The organism is Sphingomonas sp. MMS12-HWE2-04 (assembly GCF_044881185.1).
In the GTDB taxonomy this organism is placed as follows: domain Bacteria; phylum Pseudomonadota; class Alphaproteobacteria; order Sphingomonadales; family Sphingomonadaceae; genus Sphingomonas.
Map to the genome: position 1 here is coordinate 678,887 of NZ_CP173254.1, position 23,892 is coordinate 702,778.

Genomic DNA, 23,892 nt, shown 5'->3' on the forward strand with positions numbered 1-23,892 from the left:
GATCGGATCTCGGGCAAGTTTGTCGCCTGCTTGGCGGCCTTTCGGCCACGCACCTGCGGTGCGGGGACAATGTCGGGATCGTGAAGCGATGGTCGTTTCAGGACAAAAAAAGACAGCTCAGGACGCCTCTTGTGTCCAAGTTGTGCCTCTGAAATCCCCGATGTTTGTGTCCAAAAAGCGGGCTAGCGGCCGCATGAGAATGAGCCACCCATGGAACACAGGAATGCGCTGACACAAGCTCTGATCGAGAACCTTCAAGCCGGGCAGATGACCGACCCCAAGACCCCTGGCCTTTATATCGAGGCCAAGCGGTCTCGCGGGCAGATTCGAAGGGCCTGGAAATACCGCCGCCGCATAGCCGGGCAGAGTTCGAAGAGCGCCCTAAAGCTGACTCTCGGGTCCTATCCCGCTTATAGCATCGCCGCAGCCCGAGAATGGGCGGCGACACTGAACCTGTCCGCCGAGCAGGGCTTAGACCCTGTGCAGGTCGCACGCGTCGAGCGCGCCGGTCATTTGACCGTGGCCGACGCCCATGCGCTCTACATGGCCTCGGTTCGCAAGGGCGAGCATCGAACGCTCAAGCCGCGCTCGATCTCGGGGAAGGAATATATCTGGACTGGGGATATTCGCGATCAACTTGGAGCTCGCATCCTCCAAGAGCTGACGGACGATGATCTCTGGTCGCTGGTGCTGGCCAAGGGGAAGACGGCACCCATTCGGGCGAATCGCCTGGCCGCGGAGCTCAAGGTCTTCTTCAAATGGTGCGCCGGCAGGCCTGGCAAGGTGGCGGGTGTTATTCTAAAGACCAATCCTGCCGTCACGCTCGAGGCCAACTATTTCCGCTCCAAGCCTCGCTCGCGGCACCTCAGCCATGAGGAGCTCGGATGGTTGCTCACTGCGGTCGCCGAGGAAAAGCGGATCTACCAGCGAGCGGTTTTGCTTCTACTTTTGACCGGTTGCCGAAAGGAGGAGGTGCTCGGAGCGTCGGCAGGCGAGGTCAGGGACGGGATCTGGTCGATCGCACCCGAGCGGACAAAGAACAGCCAGACGCATCGGCTTGCCTTGGGGCCATGGGGACGTTCGCTGCTGGCGACGAACCGGGCTTGGCTTATTCCGTCATCTAGGAAGGACGGACCCATGCTCGCCGGATGGTACAAGGTCCTCGCGCGCATCAGGGCCCGTATGGAGCTGGCCGCAGGCTGTCCTGTCGCCCATTTCACTTTTCATGACCTGAGGCGGACCCTGCGGTCGAATACTAAGCGGCTGAAAATTGATCTCGAAACCGCGGAGGCCATGCTCAATCATAAGAAGACGGGACTGGAAGAGGTTTATGACGGGTATGACCTCTTCGACGAGAAACGCGAGGGATTCGAGCGATGGGAGAACCTGTTGATTGGCTTTGCGGCTAGCGCTGGCCTTTGCGATGCGCTTTCCATTCCGGATGAATCCAGACCGTCTTTTGATGAATTGCCCGGCCGTCCATCCAGTCCTCAACTTCCACTCGCTTGAACACAGAACAACCCGAGGGGCGCATTTCGGTGGGAAAGGATGCGTCCCTTTTTGCGCGAAGACGGTTTAAGTTTCGGACCGACATGCACGCGAAATCGGCAAACTCTTCGAGAGTTATGGTCGGCCGCTCCCAATATCGATCACGTATCACGGTCGCCTCGTCTGCGTTCGTCCGCATTCGGGCTGAACGCGACATTGCAGACAAGGGAGCGGGCAGTGACCGGCTCACGTGGGAGCGAATTTGTCTATCGGGAGATCGAGATGGACCTTATAGTTAGTTTGCCGCTGGACCAATGGGCCAGGTGGCTCGATTGTTCGGTGCCGGCGCAGGAAGTGCTGGGTGTGCTTTCCAAGGGCAGTCTCGAAGTGTCGCCGGTGCCACCGCCGCCGCCCGCGCCTGAGGTGGCGGCCCAGGGAGAATTGCTGTGAGCGGTGCCGATGCCGGATCGCTGGAACGCTTCGTGGAAGCGCAGGGGCCGACCTATGCGTCCGCCCTTGGCGAGATCCGGCGGGGCACCAAGCGATCACACTGGATGTGGTTCATATTCCCCCAGCTCGCGGGCCTTGGCCGCAGCGCGACGGCGCAGTTCTTCGGGATACGGTCGGCCGACGAGGCTGCAGCCTATCTTGCCCATCCTGTGCTCGGACCCCGTTATGTCGAATGCGTGGAGGCGCTGCAGGACCTTCGCACCAGCGATCCTGTCGCTGTGCTGGGCGAGGTCGATGCGATGAAGTTGCGCTCGTCGCTGACGCTGTTCGAGGCGGTCATGCCAGCTCCGCTGTTTGCTGCGGCGCTGGACCGCTGGTTCGTGGGCGAGCGTGACGCCGCGACACGGCACCTGCTGGGCTTGGAGGGATCGTCAGGGTCCTAGGAACGCTGCTTGAAGCTTGTGCGAGTGCTCCCATATCCTAGCCATCGTTCAACAACGGAAAGGAGGTGGTCAGATGTCTCATTGTCCCAAGCCGCACGCGGCGGACCATTTGCGCTCGACCTCCACCGCGGGGGTCCGGCTCGGTTGAGCTGACCGCGTAGAGCAAAGACAATGGAAGGGCCGTCTCGCAAGAGGCGGCCCTTCGTGCTTTGAAGCTTATTGCCCGCTTTGCCGTTGAGAGTCCGACGCTTGCCTTTCTCGACTTCGAAGCTTCCTCTCTCGCCAAGCGGAGCTATCCAATCGAAGTCGCCTGGATCTTCGAGGATGGGCGTTCCGAGAGCTATCTGATCCGGCCGGCGCCCGACTGGACCGATTGGGACCCCGCAGCCGAGGCGATCCATCACATCGGGCGGGACCTGCTGCTTCGCGATGGGAGCGATCATGGGCTTGTCGCCGCGCGCATGATCGCCGAGCTGAGCGGGCATGACCTGCTTGCCAGCGCGCCTTCCTGGGATGGCAAATGGATGAGCGCGCTGCTCCGAGCCGCAGGGCTTCCCCGGCATAGCCTTCGCCTCCGCAAGAGCGACGAGGCGCTGCGCGAGGTGGCGGTTGCTGTTCTTGCGCCGGTTGTGCCCAGCCCTGACCTCGATGCTGCGGTCGCCAAGATCCTGGGCTCGGGCCTGCCATGCGACCATGGATTGGCAGCCCATCGCGCCTTGCCTGACGCTGAGGCCGAGCGGGCGCGGTGGCTTGCCGTGCGGGAGGCTGCCGAGCGAGTTGCCGATGCATGGCGTACAAGTGGCTGAACGGGAGACAGTGGCCGGGCATCCCGTCACGCCTGACGGGCGCTATTTCGTCGTGCGCGGGCGGCTCTGGCGCAGGGCCGATCCGTCCCTCGGCGAGGCGCGAAGGCAGGCGTTGGTTCAGGCGTTGATGGACGCGCGTCGGGCCGTCGGAACCGCGCGGCGGGCGAAGGACCAGGCCGCCGAAGGACGGGCGCGTGCGCGGGTCGATGCCGCGAAACAGGCGCTGGGAGAACGCGGGCCCGTCTGGTGGAGCGATTGGGCACCCGATTTCAATCGGCACATGGCGCGCAACACGCTTTATGCGGACTGGTTCGCTGGCTTGGAATGACGCGCCTGCGGTTCGGCAGGCTGAGCACCTGTCGCGGGAATCGCGGGGATGCGGGACAGCTTGGTCAGGAGCAGCGGAATATTCCCGGTGATGAACGTGTCCACCGGCTCGCTCCAGCATGCGCGCAGATTCTGCGTCAACGCCTCGCTCGCGTAGCGCATCGCGTCGCTCCGTGGACCATCCTTCGCTTCGATCGACATTTCCACCCCGAAATGGAGGAAGCCAGCTCGTGCCGGGGGGAGGGCACGAGCTGGCTTCTGCCGGGATAACGCGGTCGGATTTGCGTAGTTCCTCGCGCGGTTGGTGGAATTCGTTGAGAGTTTCACAGGCGCCGTGGAGGAATGTCCCTGGCCAGATATTCGAGCCGGTCGATCGGCGGCTTGACGAATCAACGACTTGCTCGGAACATAAGGGGAACGAACGAGTCGTTGTTTCCTTATGCAGACCGAACCCGCCTTTGCCGTCACCGACCGCGCACGCCTACTTGCCGAGCTCAAGGAGCGCATTGCCGTGCCCGTGGCGAGCGGAGCGCCGGTGCTGCGCTTCGGAATCGAGGCGATCGACACCAGGCTTGCCCATGGCGGGCTGGACGGGGGTGGGCTGCACGAGGTCGCTGCGGCGTCGCCAACGCTTGGCGATGATGCGGCCGCCACCCTGTTCGTCGCGGGTGCCGCTGCTGGCTTCGCCGCCGAGCCCGGTGCCGCAGTCGCCTGGGCGCTGACCCGCTTCGATCTCTATGCGCCCGGGCTGGAACAGTCCGGGCTGTCGCCCTCCAAGCTGCTCTATTGCGAGGGCCAGGACGAGGTGATGGCGCTTGCCCTGGCCGAGGATTGCCTGCGCGACGGCAGCTTTGCCGCCGTCGTCGCCGAGGTGAAGTCTGCCGACCAGACCGCCACGCGCCGGCTCCAGCTCGCCGCCGCCGATGGCCGCACCCCGATGCTGCTGCTGCGGCGCTGGGCCCGCAAGGCGCGCGATCCGCTGGAGGTGCCCTCGGCTGCCTGCACGCGCTGGCGGATCGGTTGCGCGCCATCGGTGCCGCTAGCCCATCCCGGGGTCGGACGCAGCTGCTGGTCGCTCGATCTCGTCCGCCAGCGCGGCGGCAATCCCTTTTCTCTCATTGTCGAGGCCTGCGATGCCCAGGGTCGCCTCGCTCTACCTGCCACAGCTCCCGATCGAGCGGCTGCGGCGGCTGGAGCGGCCCGCCGCGCCGCCTGAGCGTGCCTGGTCCCCTGCGCCGCTGCTTGCGCCGCCGATCGATGACGATCCAGGCGCCTGCTCGGTGCCGCGCGGCGGCGGCTGGCGGCCCGGCGCGCGCTGGGCGCAAGGCGTCGCGCTCGGCCGGGAAGCCGATGCGGCGCAGATCGCCCAGTTGCCGGCGCACCAGCGCCCGCCGATGCGGGAGCTGGGCCGGCGTTCCGAAGCGGCCGATCCGCCCTTTCGCGCCATGCGCCCGGATGAAGGCGGGCGCGGGCCGGCCCCGTTCGCGCAGCCTGCGTGGCCCCTTTGGGAGCGCCCGACCGTGCTCATCGAGCGCGTCGGCCAGCGTGAGATCGTGACGGCCGCGTGCCCGGTCGCCCTGTCGCTGGATCTCTTGCCCGGCATGGCCGCGGCCCATGCTCGCGCGCTGATTGCGGATCTCGACGTCCACGAGGCTGATGCGGAAGGGGACAGGGACTGGCTTGGCCGGCTGGCCCTGCATGCCGTCGGCCATTGGACTCCGGTTGCCAGCGTCTCGGGCGCCGACGGCATCTGGCTCGACGTGACCGGCACCACGCATCTGTTCGGCGGGGAGGAACGCTTTTGCCGTCGCGTGCTGCGCTTCCTTGCGCGCCTGGGCTTCACCGGGCGGATCGCCATCGCGGGCGCGCCCGGCGCGGCCCATGCGCTGGCGCGTTATGGCGGCGAGGCGGTCGCGATCCTGAAGCCGGGCGCGGAAGTCACCGCGCTGGCTCGGCTGCCGGTCGCCGCGCTTCGCCTCGAGCCCCAGGCATTGGCCGCCGCCGCACGCTTCGGGCTTGAGTGCGTCGGCGACCTGCTGCCGATGCCGCGCGGGCCGCTGGCCAGGCGCCTGGGCCTGTCGACTGTCGCTCGTCTCGATCAGGCGCTTGGGCGCGCCGCCGAGCCGATCGTGCCGGTCATTCCTTTCGAAGCCCCCGAGGTCTCGCGCCGGCTGCTCGAGCCGATCGGCACGCCCCAAGCGATCGCGCAGGTGATTGCCGATCTGGTCGGCGACCTGGTCGCGGTGCTCGAGCGGCGCGGGCTCGGGGTGCGCGCCGCGGTGATCACCGCCGAACGTGTCGATGGCGCCGACCAGCATCTCTCGATCGGCGCCTCGCGGGCCACCCGCGATGCCAGGCATCTGGTCCGCATGTTCGGCCTTCGCATCGACCGGCTCGAGCCCGGGCTCGGGATCGAGGCGATGCGGCTGGTCGTGCCGCATAGCGAGCCCTTGGGTGCCCGTGCCGCCGGCGCCTTGCTCTCCAGCGAGGAGGACGCTGCCGACCTCGCGCCCGCGATCGACCAGCTGACCGGCCGGGCGGGCGAGGGCGCCGTGTTCCGCCTGGGGCTCGAGCAGAGCGATGTCCCCGAGCGTGCCGTGCGGCGATTGGGGCCGCTCAGCGATCCGGCCGGATGGCCCGCCTGGAAGCGCCCGGTCCGGATTTTGCGCCGGCCCGAGCTTCTCACCCATGTCGTGGCGCTGCTCCCCGATCATCCGCCGCGCCGCTTCACCTGGCGCGGCAAGGCGTACCGTGTCGTCGCCGGCGATGGTCCCGAGCGCATCCATGGCGAATGGTGGCGTACCGACCGTGAGCTCTGGGCGGTCCGCGACTATTTCCGGGTCGAGGTCGAGGGCGGCCAGCGCTTCTGGCTGTTCCGGCGCGGCGATGGCGTCGAGTCGGAGACCGGCGACTTGAGCTGGCACCTGCATGGTTTCTTCGGCTGATGGCTGCGCCCGTCACCACCTATGTCGAGCTCCAGGTGACGAGCCACTTCTCCTTCCTGCGCGGGGTGAGCGCGCCGGAGGAGCTGTTCGCCGCGGCTGCCTTGCAGGGGCATAAGGCGCTGGGCCTTGCCGACTGGAGCAGCGTCGCCGGCGTCGTGCGCGGCTGGGACGGCCAGAAGGCGACCGGCGTGCGGATGATCCCGGGCGCGCGCGTCGACCTGACCGACGGTCGCGCGCTGCTGCTCTACCCGGCCGATCGCCCGGCCTGGTCGCGGCTGACCCGGCTGCTCTCGATCGGCAAGGCACGCGGCGGCAAGGGGCGCTGCATCCTGAACTGGAGCGATATTGCTAATCATTCCGAGAATCTGATCGGCATCTTTCTGCCCGATCTACCCGATACCGAGACCGCGACGCAGCTCGCCGACCTAGCCCGGCTGTTCGAGGGCCGGGCCTATTGCGCCCTGTCCTGGCGGCGGCGGCCCGACGATGCCGCGCGCCTGCATGCGCTCGACGCGATGGCGCGGGCCGCGGGCGTTCGCCCGGTCGCGACGGGCGACATCCTCTATCACAGCCCTGAGGCCCGGCCGCTCCAGGACGTGGTGACCGCGATCCGGGAGAAGACCACCGTCGATGCACTTGGGTTCAGGCGCGAGCGCTTCATGGACCGGCATCTCAAGCCTCCCGAGGAGATGGAGCGGCGCTTCGCTGCCTTTCCGGATGCGATCCGGGCAAGCGCCGACATCGCGGCGGCCTGCACCTTCGACCTCGGCGAGATCCAGTATCAATATCCCTATGAGCAGGTGATGGCAGGGAGAACCGCGCAGGAAGCGCTTGCCATCCTCACCGAGGAAGCGGCGGCGGCGAAGTTCCCTGACGGCGTGCCCGCTGCCTATGCCGGGCAGATCGCGCATGAGCTTCGCCTGATCGGCGAGCTCGGCTATGCGCCCTATTTCCTCACCGTCCGCTCGATCGTGAACGAAAGCCGCAGGCGCGGCATCCTGTGCCAGGGGCGGGGGTCGGCGGCGAACAGCTGTGTCTGCTTCCTGCTCGGCATCACCTCGATCGATCCGATCCAGCATGAGCTGCTCTTCGAGCGTTTCGTCTCCGGCGAGCGCAAGGAGCCGCCCGATATCGACGTCGATTTCGAGCATGAGCGCCGCGAGGAGATCATCCAGTGGATCTACGAGACCTATGGCCGGCATCGCTCGGCGCTGACCGCGGTGGTGACCCGCTACCGCACGCGCGGCGCGGTCGCCGAGGCCGGCAAGGCGCTCGGCTTACCGCGCGACCTGACCAAGATGCTCACCGGCCTGGTCTGGGGTTGGTCGATGGACGGGATCTCGGACGAACAGATCGAGAGTCTCAATCTCAATGCCAACGATCATCGGTTGAAGCTGACGCTGCGACTTGCCCGGCAATTGATCGGCACGCCGCGGCATCTGTCCCAGCATCCGGGCGGTTTCGTGCTGACCCAGGACCGGCTTGACGATCTCGTGCCGATCGAGCCGGCGCGGATGGAGGACCGCCAGATCATCGAATGGGACAAGGACGATATCGACGCCTTGAAGTTCATGAAGGTCGATGTGCTGGGACTGGGCATGCTCGGCTGCATGAGCCGCGCCTTCAACCTGCTCGAGCAGCACAAAGGTGTACGCGTAGGCATGGCCGACCTGCAGGATGATGACCCTGATGTCTACAAGATGATCCAGAAGGCCGACACCTTGGGGGTCTTCCAGATCGAGAGCCGCGCCCAGATGTCGATGCTGCCGCGGATGAAGCCGGCCCGCTTCTACGATCTCGTCATCGAAGTCGCGATCGTGCGCCCGGGCCCGATCCAGGGCGACATGGTCCATCCATACCTGCGGCGCCGCGAGGGCAAGGAAAAGCCCGAATATCCCAGGCCCGAGCTGCGCGCCGTGCTCGAGAAGACATTGGGCGTACCGCTTTTCCAGGAGCAGGCAATGAAGGTCGCGATCGTGGGCGCGGGGTTCACCGCAGCCGAGGCCGACCAGCTCCGGCGTGCCATGGCGACCTTCAAGCTGACCGGGGGCGTCAGCCATTTCTACGACAAGCTGGTCGGCGGCATGATCGCGCGCGGCTATCCCAAGGACTTTGCCGAGCGCACCTTCAAGCAGATCGAGGGGTTCGGGAGCTATGGCTTTCCCGAGAGCCATGCCGCGAGCTTCGCCAAGATCGCCTATGCGTCCTGCTGGATGAAGCATCATCATCCCGACGTCTTCTGCGCCGCGCTCCTGAATGCCCAGCCCATGGGCTTCTATGCGCCCGCCCAGATCGTCGCCGATGCGCGCAAGCATGGCGTCGAGGTACGGCCCGTCTCGATCAACCACAGCCATTGGGACTGTACGCTGGAGCCGGGCAGGGGGCGCCATCTCGCTGTTCGGCTCGGCTTTCGGCAGGTGCGCGGCCTCGCCAACATCCACGGCGCTGCCATCGCGGTAGCGCGGGGAGAGGCCGCCTATGAAAGCGTGGAGGAAGTTTGGAGACGGGTCGGCGTGCCGCGGGTCGCAATCGAGCGGCTGGCAGAGGCCGATGCCTTCCACGCGATCGCGGAGGATCGGCGACAGGGGCTGTGGAAGGTGAAGGGATTGGGCGAGGCGCCGCTGCCGCTATTCGCAGCAGCCGATGCCCGCGAGGGCGGGTTCTCCCCCGAGGGGAACGAGCCCGACGTGGCACTGACGCCGCTGACCGACGGACGCGAGGTGGTGGAGGATTATCGCACGCTGCAGCTGACGCTTCGCGCGCATCCGCTCTCCTTCCTGCGCGACCAGCTGGCTGCCCAGAAGATCGTGCGCTGCGCCGACCTGGCGAGCATACGTGACGGGCGCCATGTCGAGGTCGCCGGCGTGATCCTGGTGCGCCAGCGCCCGGGCTCCGCGCGCGGTGTGCTGTTCATCACCATCGAAGACGAGACCGGCGTCGCCAATGGCATTCTCTGGCCCGACCAATTCGAGAAGCAGCGCCGCGTCGTAATGTCGGCCTCGATGGTTTCCTTACGCGGGCGGCTCCAGAAGGAAGGCGAAGTCATCCACGTCATCGTCGATCGAGTAGTGCCGCGTGACGACATGCTGCGCTCGATCGGGCGGATGGACATGCCCGTGACCTTCGGGCGGGGCGACGGCGCGACCCACGCGGGTGCTCCGGACCGGGGGAGGTGGGCTGGCGCCCAGGACCACGAGATCTCTGCCCGCCACCCTTCCCGAACGGCACCGATCCGGAGGACTTGATCAAGGTGCGGAGCCACGACTTCCATTGAATACACAGAGTCGGTTTGAATGGCCGACATCACCGGCTCGGCGGGGTTGGCCTAGGCCGCGCGCGCAGCGCTCTCTGGTGGGAGCGAGGGCCGGTGGGCGCGTTGCGAAGTCGCGAGCGACGTGGGTGCGGCAGGTGGTGAGGGCTGCTGCCCGTTCGCGGATCGGCCCCTTGCGCCGAGCGAGCTCCAGATGGACCGGTTCTCGGTCCTGACGGGTGACGTTCCGCTGCCGGAGCGGGGAATAGCGGGAGTAGGGGTGATGCTTGGCGTCGGGAGACAGCTTGCCCGAAGCCCCGACATTCCAACGTACCATCTAGATGGTGCAAGCTGCCGTCCCTCATGCCGCAGGCGCATGGACGAGGCGGCACGTACTGCCGATACTCAGTGAAAACTCGAACTGCAGCTTTTAGCAGAGGCCGATAATCAGGCTCAGCCTTCCTTTGAAACCGTGGCGCTGACCAAATCACCGAGGCGGTTCAGCCGCTCATTCGATTCCTGGCGGTGATAGTCGATCCAACCCTGCAACGGCTCGAGCCCGGCCGGATCGAATTGGCAGGTGCGCACCCGCCCAGCCTTGGTCGAGCGGGCAAGCTGGGCTTCCTCGAGAACTGCGAGATGCTGGCCTATTGCCCTCTTGCTGACAGCCAGTACCGCACCGAGTTCCAAAACGCTCGCCGGGCCGTCCGCAAGACGACTCACGATGCAACGGCGATTGGAATCACCGAGCGCGTGAAACAGAAGGTCGACTCTCGACGAGCGGGCAGGCTCTACGGCAGGCTGCATCATGCGGACTGCATTTCTGAAGCGATCGTGTCGAGCAGGTAGTCCCACCCCATCCGGCGCATCGCTGGGCCATCCGCGCCTTCGAAATAGACTGCCCCTTGGTTCGAGAACTCGGGCCATTTGCCGATGATCGAAGAACCGGGCCGGGTATTCGCCACGTTGATCGCAGTTCGGTCGCTCGCGGTTGCGAAAGCTAGTCAGGGTCGATTTCGCTGCCCCAGCTTCGATTGAAAGTGAGCAAGCAAAACGGCCCCTCAGGGACGCCGTGGTTGTTGGCACGACCTGCCTGTCGGCAATAGGCGACAAATAGCGCTTTGGGTACGTCTCCCCTTAGCGGGTCTTTTTGGCCGGGTAGCTATTCCCCCACGAAGGAGGCTGAACCCAACGACCGCGCCATCGTCGCCCTGTTCGAACAGAATTGTCATGTCTTGCGCCGTCATGAAGAATGCAGACTTCGATTCCGGGAACAGCTCCATGCGCCTGGCGCCGAACAAGTCGCTCTGGAAGAACAGGCGATCACCTTCGGCGACGATATGGGCTGGCTTGTCCAGCAATTGATAGTCGCCTGCGACCTGTCCGTTAGCGGCGGCATCACCGGGAATCGCAGTCTTCTCAATGACTTTAAACTCGGGCCATCCATATTCGGCGGCGATACTGCCCAAGATTTCGTCGATCAGGGCCGCGCCATTGTCGCTGTTCGTCATGATGACCACGCCTTGGCCGGAGCGCGTATAGCCGTAGAGCTGGGACCGGAAACCTACGGTGCCCCCGCTATGGCCAAAGCTTGTGCGGTCCGCCACCTTGTCGACGAAGAAACCCAGGCCATACTGGCCCAGGCCGCGCATCAGCATCGAAGACGCCATATTCTGGGACAGGATCTTGTCGGACTTCCCGGCTTCGGCCTGCTGAACCTCGAGCACCGCCCGCGCCAGGTCCGTGGGCGTACTCCAAAGTCCGGCAGCCGCAGATTCCGGGTAGATATGCCATTCACCTCCGACGGCTTTGCCATCGCCATAATATGCCGTTGCCGTCAGGCTGTGCTGAGCGGCAGGCAGCGGCGCGAAGCTGCTCTGGTCCATACCCATCCGATCCAGAACGGCCGTCTTCATGTAGCGGTCGAACGGCTGCGCGCTGGCCTCGCTGACCATCAACTGGACGATCTCATAGCCTCCACCGGAGTAGCGCCAGGTGCTTCCCGGTGCGAGATCGACGCGAACCGGATCCGAGTTCGCAGGCGCAACACCGTCGAGCACCTGCAACAGGCTCGGTACCGCTTGCCCCTGCGCATACCCGGAATATCCGTGCACCGTCATGCCGGCACTGTGATTGAGCAGCATGCGCAGGGTGACCGCTTTGGAGCGGGTATAGTCGTTCTGCGGAATTTTCCAGGAAGTAAGCTGGCGGTTCGCGTCTCCATCCAGCGCGAGCTTGCCCTGCTCGACCAGGCGCAAGGCCCCGATGGCGGTGAGCGACTTGCTGATGGAGCCCGCCTGGAAAAGGGTTCTCACGGTAGCTCGGCGATGGCTGGCGATATCGGCTTCGCCATAAGCCCGGGCCCATTCGATGCGGCCATTATTGATCACGGCAATGCTGACGGCGGGGACTTGATAGAAAGCCATACGCTCCGTCAGTGACATCTTCTGCGCACGCGCGCCTTTTACCACGACGGGCGTGGAGAGTCCGCGCTCAACCCTCGCAATACTGGCTTGGACAGTCGCCGGCTTGGCTTCATCGACGCTTGTCGCCGACGTTGACTGGGCTTGCGCGCCGTGGCCCCACAGCAGGAATGTCGCGCAAGGCAGCAGAAAGCATCGCATCATGAACGTTTTACCACAGCGGGAGAGGGGGCTGGACTTGAATGCAGGCCGGCGTAGCGGCTGCCATCGCGCAGTCACACAATCGCCGCTCGGGCACAACGCTCTGGAGATGTAAAAATCGGCCATCGCAACACCAGCTTTGTCCAATGTCGGACCCGAAAGCGGACGGACCGTAAACCGCCCCAGGAGCTGCCAGTCCACTTAGGAACTATGTGCCAGTCGCGATTGCCCGCTGCGCGGGAGCCTCGGCTTCATTTGCCGTTTCGCGCCGATAGAAGTCAGCTGTCCTGGGTCTCGGCCCTGACGGATGACAATAAGGGGGAGCGCGGGCCACGGGCGTTGGTGTGGGAGGCAACTTCGCGCCCTCCAGATGCCACGGCGCACTATTCGGCCGTCGATCCGGCAAGCTGCCATGCGTTTGAGTTGATCGTGTGGCGGTTAGTAGCGGCTCGGGTCATCCGCACCTGCGTGTTGCTGCTCCTCGGCGAATTGCGGAGCCATTCCACCAACCACCCTGCCTTCAAAAAAGAGCAAACTCGAACCGGAGCGGCAAAGAGGGTGCAAAGCCGCTCCGGTGCCGGGTCCCCCGGCGGGTCGAGCATGGAGCAGCCGACAACGCTTCACAAGTTCACTCTCCCTGTAGGAGCAACTGAGCCATCAAATCGCTGCCAGCAAACGCTCCATTTTTGTGCGACTGCACCCAAGGGCGCGGTCTGGCTGAAATGAAGCGGGCTTCGCGACACGTCACGCGTTTGTTGTGCCGCACCGGAACGGTAGGGATTAGGAAGGCTCAGTGGCGACGCCTTCCGCTGATACGCCACCCATTCGCTGCTCGGTGAGTATCTGCCATCCGCAGATGAACAGCGCGCCGGCAACTGGCCCGACGACGATTCCGCTCAGCCCGAGAAGGTCGATTCCACCAAGCGTGGTGACAAGCACCAGCCAGTCGGGAATGCCGGTGTCCCGACCCACCAGCATAGGCCGCAGGATATTGTCGGCCAATCCGATGATCAGCACGCCTGAAACGGTCACGACGACCGCCTGCCAGAGTTCGCCAGTGGCGAGGAGGTATACTGCCACGGGCGCCCAGATGATCGCAGGTCCGATCGCCGGCAACAGAGCCGCGATTGCCATAAGCATGCCCCATAGCAGGGCTGCGGGAAGCCCGACGATCCAGAAGGTGATGGCCCCAAGCGCGCCCTGCACGAGCGCGACGACGCCGGATCCCTTGATCGTCGCGCGGACGACTGCCACAAACTTGTCGGTCAGCCGCTCAGCTACGGCCGGTTCCAGCGGCAAGGCGCGAACAATGGCGGGCCCGATGCGCTCGCCGTCTCGAAGCAGAAAATAAGTAACGTACAGGCCAACCCCGAACACGAGCAGGAAGGACGCGGCATTGGCTCCTATAGAAAGCGCCCGGCCAGCCAAGCTGCTCGCGCTATTCCCAAGCGCCTGGGAGATGCGCGCCTGGGCAAGCTCAAAGCTGCCGAGCCCATAACTGTCCAATAGCGTCTGCAGACGCAGCGGCAGCGCGCTGACAATCGTTTCGAAATAGACTGCGAAATTGATCTGACCGCTGCGGATCTGCCCATAGACGCCCGCAGCCTGATCCACGACCAAGCTACCGACGATTAGCGCCGGGATGATAACCGCGACCGTGATGACGATCAGCGCCATTGCCGCCGCCCGGTTCCGATGACCCGGCGAGCGAGCGAGTATCCGCTGGAAAAGGGGCTGGAACATCATCGCCGCCAGGGACGCCCAGAGGAGTGCGCCAAGGAATCCCGAGACCACGATCGCGAGACCGATCGTGATCATCGCAACAAACAGGATCAGGCCCCCATTCTGAATTTTCTCACGCGACAATGTCATCTCCAGGTGCAGCTCCATTATTCTGAGCACCTGTAACGTAGCAGGGTCTGGAGAGGACCCATGACGGCGTAACGATCGATGCATGCGCCCTTTGTTATTGTCGGGCGACGGCTGCGAACCGCTGGTGGATCCGCAATTTGGTCCTGGCGCCGCAAATCTAACCCTTGGTGGCGCAGCGGCGGACTGAGGAGCGCAGCGATGCTGCGCTCCTCGACTTCATTAATAATCCATCGCCGGCATCGGCGTGGCTTTCTCCTCCTTCGGCAGCTCGGCGACGAGCGCTTCCGTCGTGATCAGCAGCGAGGCCACGGAAGCGGCGTCCTGGAGCGCGGTACGCACCACCTTGGCCGGGTCGATCACGCCCGACGCAACCAGATCCTGATATTCTCCGGTCGCCGCGTTGAAGCCCCAGTTATAGTCCTCGCTCTCGAGAAGCTTGCCGACGATCCACGCCCCGTCCTCGCCGGCATTGTCGGCGATCTGGCGCGCGGGCGCGCGCAGCGCCCGGCGTACGATGTCGATGCCCGACTGCTGATCGTCGTTGGTTGCCTTGAGGCCATCGAGCGCCTTCAGCGCGCGCAGCAGCGCGATGCCGCCGCCCGGCAATATGCCTTCCTCGACCGCGGCGCGAGTGGCGTGGAGCGCGTCGTCGACGCGGTCCTTCTTTTCCTTCACCTCGACCTCGGTCGCGCCGCCGACACGGATCACCGCGACCCCGCCGACGAGCTTGGCAAGCCGCTCCTGCAGCTTCTCGCGGTCATAGTCGCTGGTGGTCGCCTCGATCTGCTGGCGGATCTGGGCAACGCGGCCGTCGATGTCGGCCTTGGTGCCGACGCCGTCGATGATCGTCGTATTGTCCTTGTCGATCACCACCTTCTTGGCGCGCCCGAGCATCGCGATGGTAACGTTCTCAAGCTTGGTGCCGAGATCCTCGCTCACTACATTGCCGCCGGTCAGCACTGCGATGTCCTCGAGCATCGCCTTGCGGCGGTCGCCGAAGCCCGGTGCCTTGACCGCCGCGACCTTGAGGCCGCCGCGCAGCTTGTTGACCACCAGCGTGGCGAGCGCCTCGCCCTCGACGTCCTCGGCGATGATCAGCAGCGGCCGACCCGACTGCACGACCTTCTCGAGCAGCGGCACCAGCGCCTGGAGGTTCGCCAGCTTCTTCTCGTGGATCAGGATATAGGGGTCGTCGAGCTCGACGCGCAGCTTCTCGGTATTGGTGACGAAATAGGGCGAGAGATAGCCGCGGTCGAACTGCATGCCTTCGACGGTCTCGAGCTCGGTCTCGAGGCTCTTGGCTTCCTCGACGGTGATGACGCCTTCGTTGCCGACCTTCTCCATCGCTTGCGCCAGGATGCGGCCGACCTCTTCGTCGCCATTGGCGGAGATCGTCGCGACCTGGGCGATCTCGCTGTTGGCGCTGACCCGCCTGGCATGCGCTTCGAGATCCTTGACGACGGCGCCGACGGCCAGGTCGATGCCGCGCTTGACGTCCATCGGATTCATGCCTGCGGCGACGGCCTTGGAGCCCTCGCGGACGATCGCCTGGGCGAGCACGGTCGCGGTGGTGGTGCCGTCGCCGGCCTTGTCATTCTGCTTGTTGGCGACCTCGCGCAGCATCTGCGCGCCCATATTCTCGAACTTGTCGGCGAGTTCGATCTCCTTGGCGACGGTGACGCCGTCCTTGGTAATCCGCGGCGCGCCGAAGCTCTTCTCGATCACGACGTTGCGGCCCTTGGGGCCCAACGTCACCTTCACTGCATTCGCAAGCGTATCCACGCCGCGCAGCATGCGGTCACGCGCGTCCGACGCAAATTTCACTTCCTTGGCAGCCATATCGGCTAACTCCTTTCTTGTGTCCTTCCTGATGGTTTGAGCGAAGCAGGCGCTTAGGCCGCCTGCTTGAGTTCGGCCTGAGTCTCGATCACGCCGAGGATGTCGCTCTCCTTGATGATGAGCAGGTCCTCGCCATCGATCTTGACCTCGCTGCCCGACCATTTGCCGAACAGGATGCGGTCGCCGGTCTTCACCGACAGCTCGACGAGCGAACCGCTGTCATCCCGCGTGCCGGGGCCGACGGCGACGACCTCGCCCTCCTGCGGCTTTTCCTTGGCGGTGTCGGGGATGATGATGCCGCCCGAGGTTTTCTCCTCGGCTTCGATACGGCGGACCAGCACACGATCGTGCAAGGGGCGGAAATGCATGCATAACCTCCAGTTGCATAAGCATGATATCAAAGCGCCCGACGCTGGCTTGCAACGGCGGGCGGCGGCGAATTAGGAAGCCCGAATTTTCGGTTCAAGGTCGGGATGACATTTTTTTATGCACGTTGGCGGTGATGCCTTTTGATATTGGCGCCGCTTATGTCTGCGTATCGGTAGAGTCCCGTTGGCGGCAGTCCTTGGCATCGCGTTGACTTGAAGCTGTTTGACCCGCCGCGAGCATGCGCAATGCCGTCTCTATGGCTGCCTCCGGCGTGAGAGACAAAGCTACCCCACCCGGACCGCTAATTAGCACTTCGGCCTCCTCGGCGACCACGGAACTCGGTTTATCGTGTGGTAATGTCGGCATCTTGGCGGACAAAACTGCTATCCGAATTTTACGTTCCGCATCAGGAGTTAAGGCGGGCAGCGGGTCTGCGTGAGGCCTGCCTAGGACTACCCGGTCAAAATGCTTTGTTCCGAATTCATAAGGTCGAACCGCACAGCACCAATGACAACGCTCGTTGCGTGATTTGACCGCACTGGTGGCGCCCAGCGCCCTTGGGGTTTGAAATCCTATTGTAGCTGGCGCCTCTTGCCGCGCGGACTGATGACCGGCAATCGAAGCCGCCCATGCCGCCTGAGCATCGGGTGCACGATGCGCGACTTCACGCATGCCCGCCACCCTCGTCCTGCGCAGCGCCCTGCCAAGGAGAAAGTGGTTGTCCGTTCAGCGGCGTGTGCCTAGCGAACCGCTCCCGAGTACTCTGCCTCGGCTCGTGGCGGCTGCGATCAGAGCTGTGCAGCCGTTCCGCAGCGAAGTCGCGCGGGAGCGCGATGAAGCCTGGTGCCGCCTTTCGGCACGCGGCCGGAGACCCGTCGGTCAGGTGTTGGCGTATACTGTGGGGCGTGATCCTCTTTGTAGCTGACCTTGCGGTTCAGTCGATCTGGCTAAGAGCGATAGGCACTGAAACGCTTCACATTCGCTACAGCGGACTCACGACCGCTTCGGCAGACTTGCATGCTCAGCTGCATTCGGTAGCGTATGGTTGGGGGTGCCAAATGCCATATCGTAACGCCCATTGGTGGTTGTTGGGCTTGTTCCCGCTGATCGCCGTCGCTTTCTGGCCGGGCTATTGGGGGCAGTTGTCCAAGGCGCCATTCTCTCTGCACGCGCATGGGATCACGGCGACCGCTTGGCTGATTCTTCTGACCGCCCAGAGTTGGGCGATGCGTGCTGGGAAGATCGTTTGGCATCGCGCCTTCGGTCTAGCGACATTCGTCGTTCTGCCGCTTTTTGCGGCCGCAGGTCCGCTCGCGCTGCAAGGCATGGCGATCCTCTGGAAGACGCAAGCCGACCCGTTTCACTCCGCTTTTGGTTCGCGCCTTGTGGTCGCCGACATGATCGCGGGTCCCTCGGTCGTCGTCATGGTTGTCTATGCCTTCCTCCATCGTCGCCGCGTCGAGGCGCATGCGTCCGCGATGCTGGCGACGGCGCTGCTTGTGCTGCCACCGATCATCGGGCGATTATTCCCGGCGGTCCCGGGCTTCCCTCACGGAGGATGGGCTGGCTTTGCGGGCTTCCGCTTGGCTTTCCAACTTGCTGAGGCGATCACGCTGGTCATCGCATTGTCGCTCGCCGCTCGATCTCGCGCCGCCCGTTTCGGATTTGGATTTGCGGCTGCCGCGACAGCCGCCCAGATGATCGCTTTCGAGACGGTCGGAATGTCGCAACTTTGGGACCGGTGGGTGACGCTTCTGGCGGAGCTGCCCTCGGTTCCCCTGTCGCTGGCGGCAGGCGCCACCGCGGCTGTGCTTTTGATCTGGGCGTGGAGGAAAGGAACCATGCGGTCGAACGCCAGGCACAAATCCTTTGCTGCTGCCTAGCGGCGAACTCAGGCAGGACCAACCCATCGAGGCGGACGCAGCCACTGGAAGATTGGCGCGCAACGCTGCGCCGTGGCACCGTAGCGCTCGTCAGGCATTGTGATCGCGATGTCCCTGTCGATTGCCTTCGTCGGAGCCGGCCCGACCACCATCTATACCTTCTGTGCGTTTCTACGCGGCATGACGGGCGCGGCTGAGGTTACGATCTTCGAGGAGCAGCCGCGCGCCGGGCTCGGGACACCCTATCGTCCAGGCTGGAATGACCCGGCGATGCTGTCAAATATCGCCAGTATCGAAATCCCCCCGATCGGCGAGACGCTGATCGAATGGCTTGCGCGCCAGCCGCGAGCGCGGCTCGTCAGGCTCGGCATCGATCCCGACGAGATCGACGAGCATGCCTTCTATCCACGGCTGGCATTGGGCGAATATTTCCTCGACCAGTTCAACGGTCTCTTAGAGGATGCGCGCGGACGGGGCATCGCCGTCGAGATCGCTAGCAGCTGCCGCGTGACGGACATTAGCGCCGCCAGCGACGGGCTGCACCTGGCCGTTTCGCCGCGAAGGGGTGATGCCTTCGAACGGATTTACGATCGCGTCGTGCTAGCGACCGGGCATCAATGGCCCGAGGAACCCGAAGTGCGGCCCGGCTATTTCCTGAGCCCCTGGCCTGCCACCGCGCTCCAGAGGATCCCGCCGGTCGCGATCGGTATCCGCGGCAGTTCACTGACCGCGATCGATGCGGCGGTCGCGCTCGCGGTCGCGCACGGCACGCTGATCGAGACCGAAGGGGAGTCGATCGACTATCGCATCCACCCTGGCGCCGAGGGCTTCTGCATCACCATGATGTCGCGCAAGGGCCTGCTTCCTGAATCAGACTTCTATCATCCGATCCCCTACGAGCCGCTGTCGATCTGCACCCCCGAGGCAATCGAGGCGCTGGTCGTCGCGGATTGCGACCAACTCCTGGACCGATCCTATGACCTTTTCCGCGCGGAGTTGCGCGCGGCCGATCCGGACTATGCGGCGAGGGTCGGACTGGACGCGCTTTCGCTGGAGGAATTCGCCGACCGCTATTTCGTGGATCGCATCGCCGCTGATCCCTTTGAATGGGCCGAGGCAGATCTTGCCGAGGCCCGGGTCAACTTCGCCCGCGAATATACGGTGCCCTGGCGCTATGCGATCCTGCGTATGCACGAGGTACTCGGCCTCATCGTACCGCATCTGGAAGAAGAAGCGCTCGAACGGTTCAACCGCTATCTCAAGCCCGTCTTCGTCGATGAATATGCGACGGTCCCGCATCTCTCTATCGAGCGGCTGCTCGCACTTCATCGGACCGGGCATCTCGATGTCACCGCGCTCGGTGACGATCATCGGATCGATACCCATGGCAAGGAATCTGGCGCGGTCGTCACCATGCACGGCCAGCGCCGGCATTTTCCGGCTTTCATCGATGCGACCGGGCAGCGTCCGCTGGCGGCGGAGGCGTTTCCTTTCCCGACCTTGCTCGAGCAGGAGGTGGTGCGCGACGCTGCCGAGGACGATGCCGCCAGTATCAAGGGTATCGTGGTCGACGCGCAATTCCATCCGGTGAGCGCGCATCCGGCGCGCGATCGCCTGTTCTGCCTCAGCATTCCCTTTCTTCTCGAGCGACACCCGTTCATCCAGGGAATCACCAGCTCTTACGAAATGGGCAATGTCGTGGGCGCGGAGCTGGCCGCAGCGGTTGCTGCGACAGGCAGCGCGGGAGGGGAGGGTGCTGTATGCCAGGAGAAGAGGGCATGAAGCTGTTCGCGATCTATATCGGCGGCGAGCATCCCTCGGCGCATATCGAGGTCCATGATGTCCGCTTCATCGTCGCTGAGAGGATCCGTGATACCCATGCACAGTTGCGCGCAGAGTGGTGGGGAAGCCCGGGGACGCTGCACATCGATTGCTGGGCCGAGATCAGCCAGGTCGATGGCTACGCAGTGACGCTGCGCCCCGAGCCCGCCAATGCTGCCGAGAAGCTCTGGTTCGTGAACCTGGGCGGGTATGATGGGAAGGACTTCGCCGAGCAGCACAAGAATATGTTCGTAGTCGCCGCGTCGATGAAGGAGGCTAAGGCGCGTGCCATGGCCACGATCCAGGGGTGGAAGGACGCGCACCGCGACGACATGTACGAGGCCGAACTGGCGTTCGCGCTCGACGGCAGGATCGGCGACCGGCTGCATATCCATCTGAGCCCTGCGCAGGATGCCACCGCTCCGCAGTTCACCTGCCGCTACACCCCGCTCAAATAGCAACGGCGTGCATGCAAGAAGCGCCGCCCTTTCGGGCGGCGCTTCATCGCACCTGAAAGGCGAGCTTACTTCGCGCCAGAGCCGGGCTCGGTGATCTTCGGCGCCTTGCCGTCCTCGACACGGCCCTCATTGCGAAGGTCGCGGCCTTCCTGGGCTTTCTTCTGGCTTCCGGCAGACGTGCCGTGCTCGAAAGCCTCTTCCTTCACAAAGCCAGCGGCTTCCTTGATGTTGCCTTCGATGCTCATCAGACTCTCCTTATCGGCGTTAAAATAATTACTTAAGGAGAACCCTGTCGAAGCTGCCCGGTTCCAGTCGCTCGAATTGATCCACCGCGGCCGACGCCGTACGATCAGCCGCTATGGTAGGGATTTCAACCGTGTCGGCGCTCGACAATCCGGTCTCGCTATAAGCTGCTGACTCAGCGTCCCTTGCCGCGGCGGTTGGTTCCACTCACCATCGGATCGGGCTTACGGGGCGGCTTCCAGCCGTGCGGCGGGGTCACGCGTTGCTGGTTCGTCCCGATGCCCATCGCCCCGGGCTGCTGGCGCGTCAGGCCCGATGTGTCGGCCTGCTCGGCCTCCGCGCGCGCGGCGCCGCCGCGCATAAGGTTGATCTGGTCGCGCAGTCGGCGCGCCTCCTCGAAGTCCATCGCTTGTGCAGCTTCTTCCATGCGGTGTTGCAGGTCGGTGATTGTTTCGGTCATCAGCGAGAAACGCGCAGCGTTGCCGCTATGCCCCGGCAGCTGCGCGACGGCTCTGGCCGCGTGATCTTTACAGCCGCGGAACAATGGCTGCACCCGGGGATTCCGCTTCCTGTCTGAACAGGGAGAATGACAATGGGTTGGATTATCGCACTCATCGTGGGTGGCGTCGCCGGATGGCTCGCCAGCATCGTCATGGGCCGCAATGCCTCGATGGGCATCCTCCTCAACATTGTCGTCGGCTGTGTGGGGTCGGTGATTGGCAACTGGCTTTCCGGTCCGCTCTTCGGCGTTCGGGGCAGCGTGCAGGAATTCTCGGTGACCGGGCTGCTCATCGCCTTTGTCGGTGCCGTGGTGCTCCTCGCAATCTTCAATCTGGTGCAGCGCAAGAGCGTTCGCTGAGTTGAAGGCGCCGGGAAGGGCGTCTGCCTGCTGCGCGGGCGGCTGCCCTGCGCGCGGATACTGTGGCTCTATCGGCGTCTCGCGTCGATAGAGCCGCTGCCGCGCTGACCCCGACCATAGTGAGCGGGGTTTCCGGCCTGCCCCAGATCGAACTGGCTCCACTTGCGGTCCCTGGCGCGCGTGCGGGCTGATCCGACGCGGTTTGCAACATCGGCGCACTGATCCCAAACTGGATCGCGTCCGGCTATGCGGGGGTGGAGAATTCGGCTTTGCGGCCGGCAGCCATCTTAGAGTGGACCTGAGGCGCCGAGGGGTGGTCGGGCAGCGGGAGCCGATGGGGAAGCGGGGGCGTTTCACGGGGATGCCGCGTAAGCTCAAGGTGTTTCGAACCGCGATCGGGTTTCACGACGCCTATGTTGCTGCTCCGAGCATGAAGGCGGCCGTCGAGGCCTGGGGCTCGGACGTCAATCTGTTCGCGCGGGGCGCCGCCGAGATCGTCACCGATGAAAAGCTCGGAGAAGAACCGCTCGCGCACCCTGGCAAAGTCATAAAGCGTCTGCGCGGGAGCGAGGCGGAGCATTTCGCGGCGCTCGAGCTGGCCGCGGCACCCGGGGAGGGTGGGAAGCGAGCGACGGCCGCGCGAACGGTGCGAAAGCCGAGACCGCCCACAAGGCCGAAGCCGAAGCCGGACCGACAGGCGCTCGATGAGGCGGAGGAGGCGTTCAAAACGGCACGGAGCGCGGCGGAACGAATTTCGAGCGATTTTCGGGAGCGTGAGCGCAAGCTTGCGCGGGAACGCGAGGACGCTGAGCGCACGGCGAAGGCCAATTTGCAGGAGGCGCGCTCACAGCGAGACGCGGAGAAAGTACGGTACGACCGCGCGATGGCGCGCTGGCGAGAGGCCTAGCCGGACCAGTTTGTTCCCCTCGCCGCAATGCGACGCCATCGTGGTGAACGACAATCGCGAATCGCTGACGACAGGCGTTCCGGCGGCCGCAAATTCATTCCGGTCGGTTGCGTTGATGACGGCGTCCGCCATCCTCTTGCGACGTTGGTCGCCTGTCCGTTTTATGACCTCGTGGACTGGCACGTAGCACCGCCCGAGCGGCGATCGGGCGGGCGCAATCCGGGCTGCCGCGCGGCGCGCTCGTGCGGTGAAGCGCTATTTCCTACAATTTTGTCTTGCGCGTCCGCTCTTCGGCTTCGTCGGCCCTGCGCTGGTAAAGCCTGGCAAGTTCTCGATGGGCGCGGGCGCTGGGCCGCTCGCCCATCGCCTCCGCGATTTCCAACTCTCGTGCAGCGCGTGCGCGATAGTAGACGACAGCATTTGGCATTGGGCTCTCGCAATCCGCCATCGGACCTAATCACACAGCGGGTAGGGCGACGTGAACGTTCCGCCAACGATCTCGTTTGGACTCACAGGGAACACAGGTTGGCGTGATGGATTCATGGCGTCGTAAACCAGGGAGGTTTGGATGTCCGACGACAAGAACAGTGTAGGTTCGCCCGATCGCGACCGCATCAGCATGAGCGAGGACTATGAGGTCCAGGATTGGACCGGGACGCTCGGCGTATCAGAGGAGCGCCTCCAGGAGGCGGTAAATGCTGTCGGGAACAACGCCGACGCGGTGCGCGCATATCTGAACAAGTGATCCAGATCCGCCGGGGCCTACCTTGGACGGACGAGGAGGATGAGCAGCTCAGGGCTCTCCTCCTCAGCGGAGCGTCGTTGCCAGAAATGGCAGCGACGCTTTCGCGTTCGGGCGAGGCAATCGACAGGCGGCTTGGCAAGTTGGGCTTGGCGCGCACCGGTCGAACGCGGACCAAGCGCGCCGTTCGAGAGACAGGATAAAGCCCACGGTCTCGCCGCACATACGATATTGTCCGTAATGCAGACTCGGGCGGGCCGGCCACAGCCCTGCCCCTGAGGTGCTGTGCATCCACTCTCGAACATGCTGGAAGACGAAAGTCTCCCGGCGGATCTGCTCGGCCCGCTGGTGACATCTGCGGCGGACCTCCGGCACACCGGCGAGTAGGCTGGCCGCCCGGAGACGGTGGAGTGAGCCGCTCCTACTCGTCGTTCGCGCAGGGCATGAGGTCTGCCGGATAGAGATGGAGTACGCCCATTGGCAGTTCCTCCTAGCCGCCATCGTCTTAGGTGCCGGCGTCGAGCGCCGTGCGCATCGCATCCCAAAGCGCGGTGGGATTGCTGACG

21 protein-coding genes and 1 pseudogene are annotated in these 23,892 nt (G+C 64.4%); 14 read left to right on the forward strand and 8 right to left on the reverse strand.

All coding sequences use genetic code 11. The features are described 5' to 3' along the window. The first annotated feature begins 210 nt into the window (after positions 1-210). The 5 genes from AB2M62_RS03050 (at position 211) to AB2M62_RS03070 (ending at position 3,515) form a co-directional block, all read left to right on the forward strand. Positions 211-1,509, forward strand: a complete 1,299-nt coding sequence (locus AB2M62_RS03050) for a tyrosine-type recombinase/integrase (protein WP_404337704.1) — start codon at positions 211-213, stop codon at positions 1,507-1,509. 216 nt (positions 1,510-1,725) lie between these two features. Continuing rightward, positions 1,726-1,938 carry a hypothetical protein gene (locus tag AB2M62_RS03055; protein WP_404337706.1) on the forward strand — a complete coding sequence of 71 codons (213 nt, stop codon included), beginning with the start codon at positions 1,726-1,728 and terminating at the stop codon, positions 1,936-1,938. Then, entirely contained in the window at positions 1,935-2,381 is a 447-nt protein-coding gene (locus AB2M62_RS03060) for a DUF1810 domain-containing protein (RefSeq protein ID WP_404337708.1), read from the forward strand. Before AB2M62_RS03055 ends, AB2M62_RS03060 begins: the two co-directional genes overlap by 4 nt. Before the next feature lie 209 nt (positions 2,382-2,590). Then, positions 2,591-3,187, forward strand: a complete 597-nt coding sequence (locus tag AB2M62_RS03065) for a transcriptional regulator (RefSeq protein ID WP_404337710.1) — start codon at positions 2,591-2,593, stop codon at positions 3,185-3,187. After that, complete coding sequence (locus AB2M62_RS03070) at positions 3,165-3,515, forward strand: hypothetical protein (protein ID WP_404337712.1); 351 nt, start codon at positions 3,165-3,167, stop codon at positions 3,513-3,515. Before AB2M62_RS03065 ends, AB2M62_RS03070 begins: the two co-directional genes overlap by 23 nt. On the opposite strand, the gene AB2M62_RS03075 is transcribed toward AB2M62_RS03070, so the two are convergent. Further along, a complete protein-coding gene (locus AB2M62_RS03075; protein WP_404337714.1) occupies positions 3,485-3,715 on the reverse strand; it encodes a hypothetical protein in 231 nt (76 codons plus the stop codon). The genes AB2M62_RS03070 and AB2M62_RS03075 overlap by 31 nt on opposite strands. 238 nt (positions 3,716-3,953) lie before the next feature. Here AB2M62_RS03075 and AB2M62_RS03080 point away from each other — a divergent pair, with 238 nt between their 5' ends. The 3 genes and pseudogenes from AB2M62_RS03080 to AB2M62_RS03090 all read left to right on the forward strand — a co-directional run bounded on the left by AB2M62_RS03080 (position 3,954) and on the right by AB2M62_RS03090 (position 9,733). After that, the gene (locus AB2M62_RS03080; protein WP_404337716.1) at positions 3,954-4,730 is read left to right on the forward strand and encodes an ImuA family protein; all 777 of its coding nucleotides are present in this window, start codon (positions 3,954-3,956) and stop codon (positions 4,728-4,730) included. Then, positions 4,648-6,459, forward strand: a complete 1,812-nt coding sequence (locus tag AB2M62_RS03085) for a DUF6504 family protein (protein WP_404337717.1) — start codon at positions 4,648-4,650, stop codon at positions 6,457-6,459. Before AB2M62_RS03080 ends, AB2M62_RS03085 begins: the two co-directional genes overlap by 83 nt. After that, positions 6,459-9,733 (forward strand): annotated as a pseudogene (locus tag AB2M62_RS03090) (error-prone DNA polymerase). The gene AB2M62_RS03085 and the pseudogene AB2M62_RS03090 overlap by 1 nt, the downstream one beginning before the upstream one ends. 429 nt (positions 9,734-10,162) lie before the next feature. Here AB2M62_RS03090 and AB2M62_RS03095 read toward each other — a convergent pair. The 5 genes from AB2M62_RS03095 to groES form a co-directional block, all read right to left on the reverse strand. Continuing rightward, a complete protein-coding gene (locus AB2M62_RS03095; RefSeq protein WP_404337719.1) occupies positions 10,163-10,519 on the reverse strand; it encodes an ArsR/SmtB family transcription factor in 357 nt (118 codons plus the stop codon). 251 nt (positions 10,520-10,770) lie between these two features. Beyond that, a complete protein-coding gene (locus AB2M62_RS03100; RefSeq protein ID WP_404337721.1) occupies positions 10,771-12,459 on the reverse strand; it encodes a serine hydrolase domain-containing protein in 1,689 nt (562 codons plus the stop codon). Between the two features lie 654 nt (positions 12,460-13,113). After that, entirely contained in the window at positions 13,114-14,205 is a 1,092-nt protein-coding gene (locus AB2M62_RS03105) for an AI-2E family transporter (RefSeq protein WP_404339771.1), read from the reverse strand. A gap of 219 nt (positions 14,206-14,424) precedes the next feature. Next, a complete protein-coding gene (gene groL / locus AB2M62_RS03110; protein ID WP_404337723.1) occupies positions 14,425-16,044 on the reverse strand; it encodes a chaperonin GroEL in 1,620 nt (539 codons plus the stop codon). A gap of 53 nt (positions 16,045-16,097) precedes the next feature. Continuing rightward, on the reverse strand, positions 16,098-16,412 hold the full coding sequence (groES, locus tag AB2M62_RS03115; protein WP_404337725.1) for a co-chaperone GroES: 315 nt from the start codon (positions 16,410-16,412) through the stop codon (positions 16,098-16,100). A 1,095-nt stretch (positions 16,413-17,507) separates the two neighbouring features. Here groES and AB2M62_RS03120 point away from each other — a divergent pair. The 3 genes from AB2M62_RS03120 (at position 17,508) to AB2M62_RS03130 (ending at position 20,575) form a co-directional block, all read left to right on the forward strand. Next, positions 17,508-18,296, forward strand: coding sequence for a hypothetical protein (locus tag AB2M62_RS03120; RefSeq protein ID WP_404337726.1), 789 nt, complete (start codon positions 17,508-17,510; stop codon positions 18,294-18,296). A gap of 108 nt (positions 18,297-18,404) precedes the next feature. Continuing rightward, positions 18,405-20,078, forward strand: coding sequence for an FAD/NAD(P)-binding protein (locus AB2M62_RS03125; RefSeq protein ID WP_404337728.1), 1,674 nt, complete (start codon positions 18,405-18,407; stop codon positions 20,076-20,078). Continuing rightward, positions 20,075-20,575: a DUF1543 domain-containing protein gene (locus AB2M62_RS03130; RefSeq protein WP_404337729.1), complete on the forward strand. Its 501-nt coding sequence runs from the start codon at positions 20,075-20,077 to the stop codon at positions 20,573-20,575. Before AB2M62_RS03125 ends, AB2M62_RS03130 begins: the two co-directional genes overlap by 4 nt. Before the next feature lie 65 nt (positions 20,576-20,640). On the opposite strand, the gene AB2M62_RS03135 is transcribed toward AB2M62_RS03130, so the two are convergent. Together AB2M62_RS03135 and AB2M62_RS03140 are read right to left on the reverse strand one after the other, a co-directional pair. Continuing rightward, a complete protein-coding gene (locus AB2M62_RS03135; protein WP_404337731.1) occupies positions 20,641-20,820 on the reverse strand; it encodes a hypothetical protein in 180 nt (59 codons plus the stop codon). A 173-nt stretch (positions 20,821-20,993) separates the two neighbouring features. Next, the gene (locus AB2M62_RS03140) at positions 20,994-21,371 is read right to left on the reverse strand and encodes a UvrB/UvrC motif-containing protein (RefSeq protein ID WP_404337733.1); all 378 of its coding nucleotides are present in this window, start codon (positions 21,369-21,371) and stop codon (positions 20,994-20,996) included. Between the two features lie 39 nt (positions 21,372-21,410). Here AB2M62_RS03140 and AB2M62_RS03145 point away from each other — a divergent pair, with 39 nt between their 5' ends. The 3 genes from AB2M62_RS03145 to AB2M62_RS03155 all read left to right on the forward strand — a co-directional run bounded on the left by AB2M62_RS03145 (position 21,411) and on the right by AB2M62_RS03155 (position 23,329). Continuing rightward, on the forward strand, positions 21,411-21,677 hold the full coding sequence (locus tag AB2M62_RS03145) for a GlsB/YeaQ/YmgE family stress response membrane protein (RefSeq protein WP_404337735.1): 267 nt from the start codon (positions 21,411-21,413) through the stop codon (positions 21,675-21,677). Positions 21,678-22,038: 361 nt separating this feature from the next. After that, entirely contained in the window at positions 22,039-22,584 is a 546-nt protein-coding gene (locus tag AB2M62_RS03150; protein WP_404337737.1) for a hypothetical protein, read from the forward strand. A 568-nt stretch (positions 22,585-23,152) separates the two neighbouring features. Further along, positions 23,153-23,329, forward strand: a complete 177-nt coding sequence (locus tag AB2M62_RS03155) for a DUF3606 domain-containing protein (protein WP_404337739.1) — start codon at positions 23,153-23,155, stop codon at positions 23,327-23,329. The last annotated feature ends 563 nt before the right edge of the window (positions 23,330-23,892 follow it).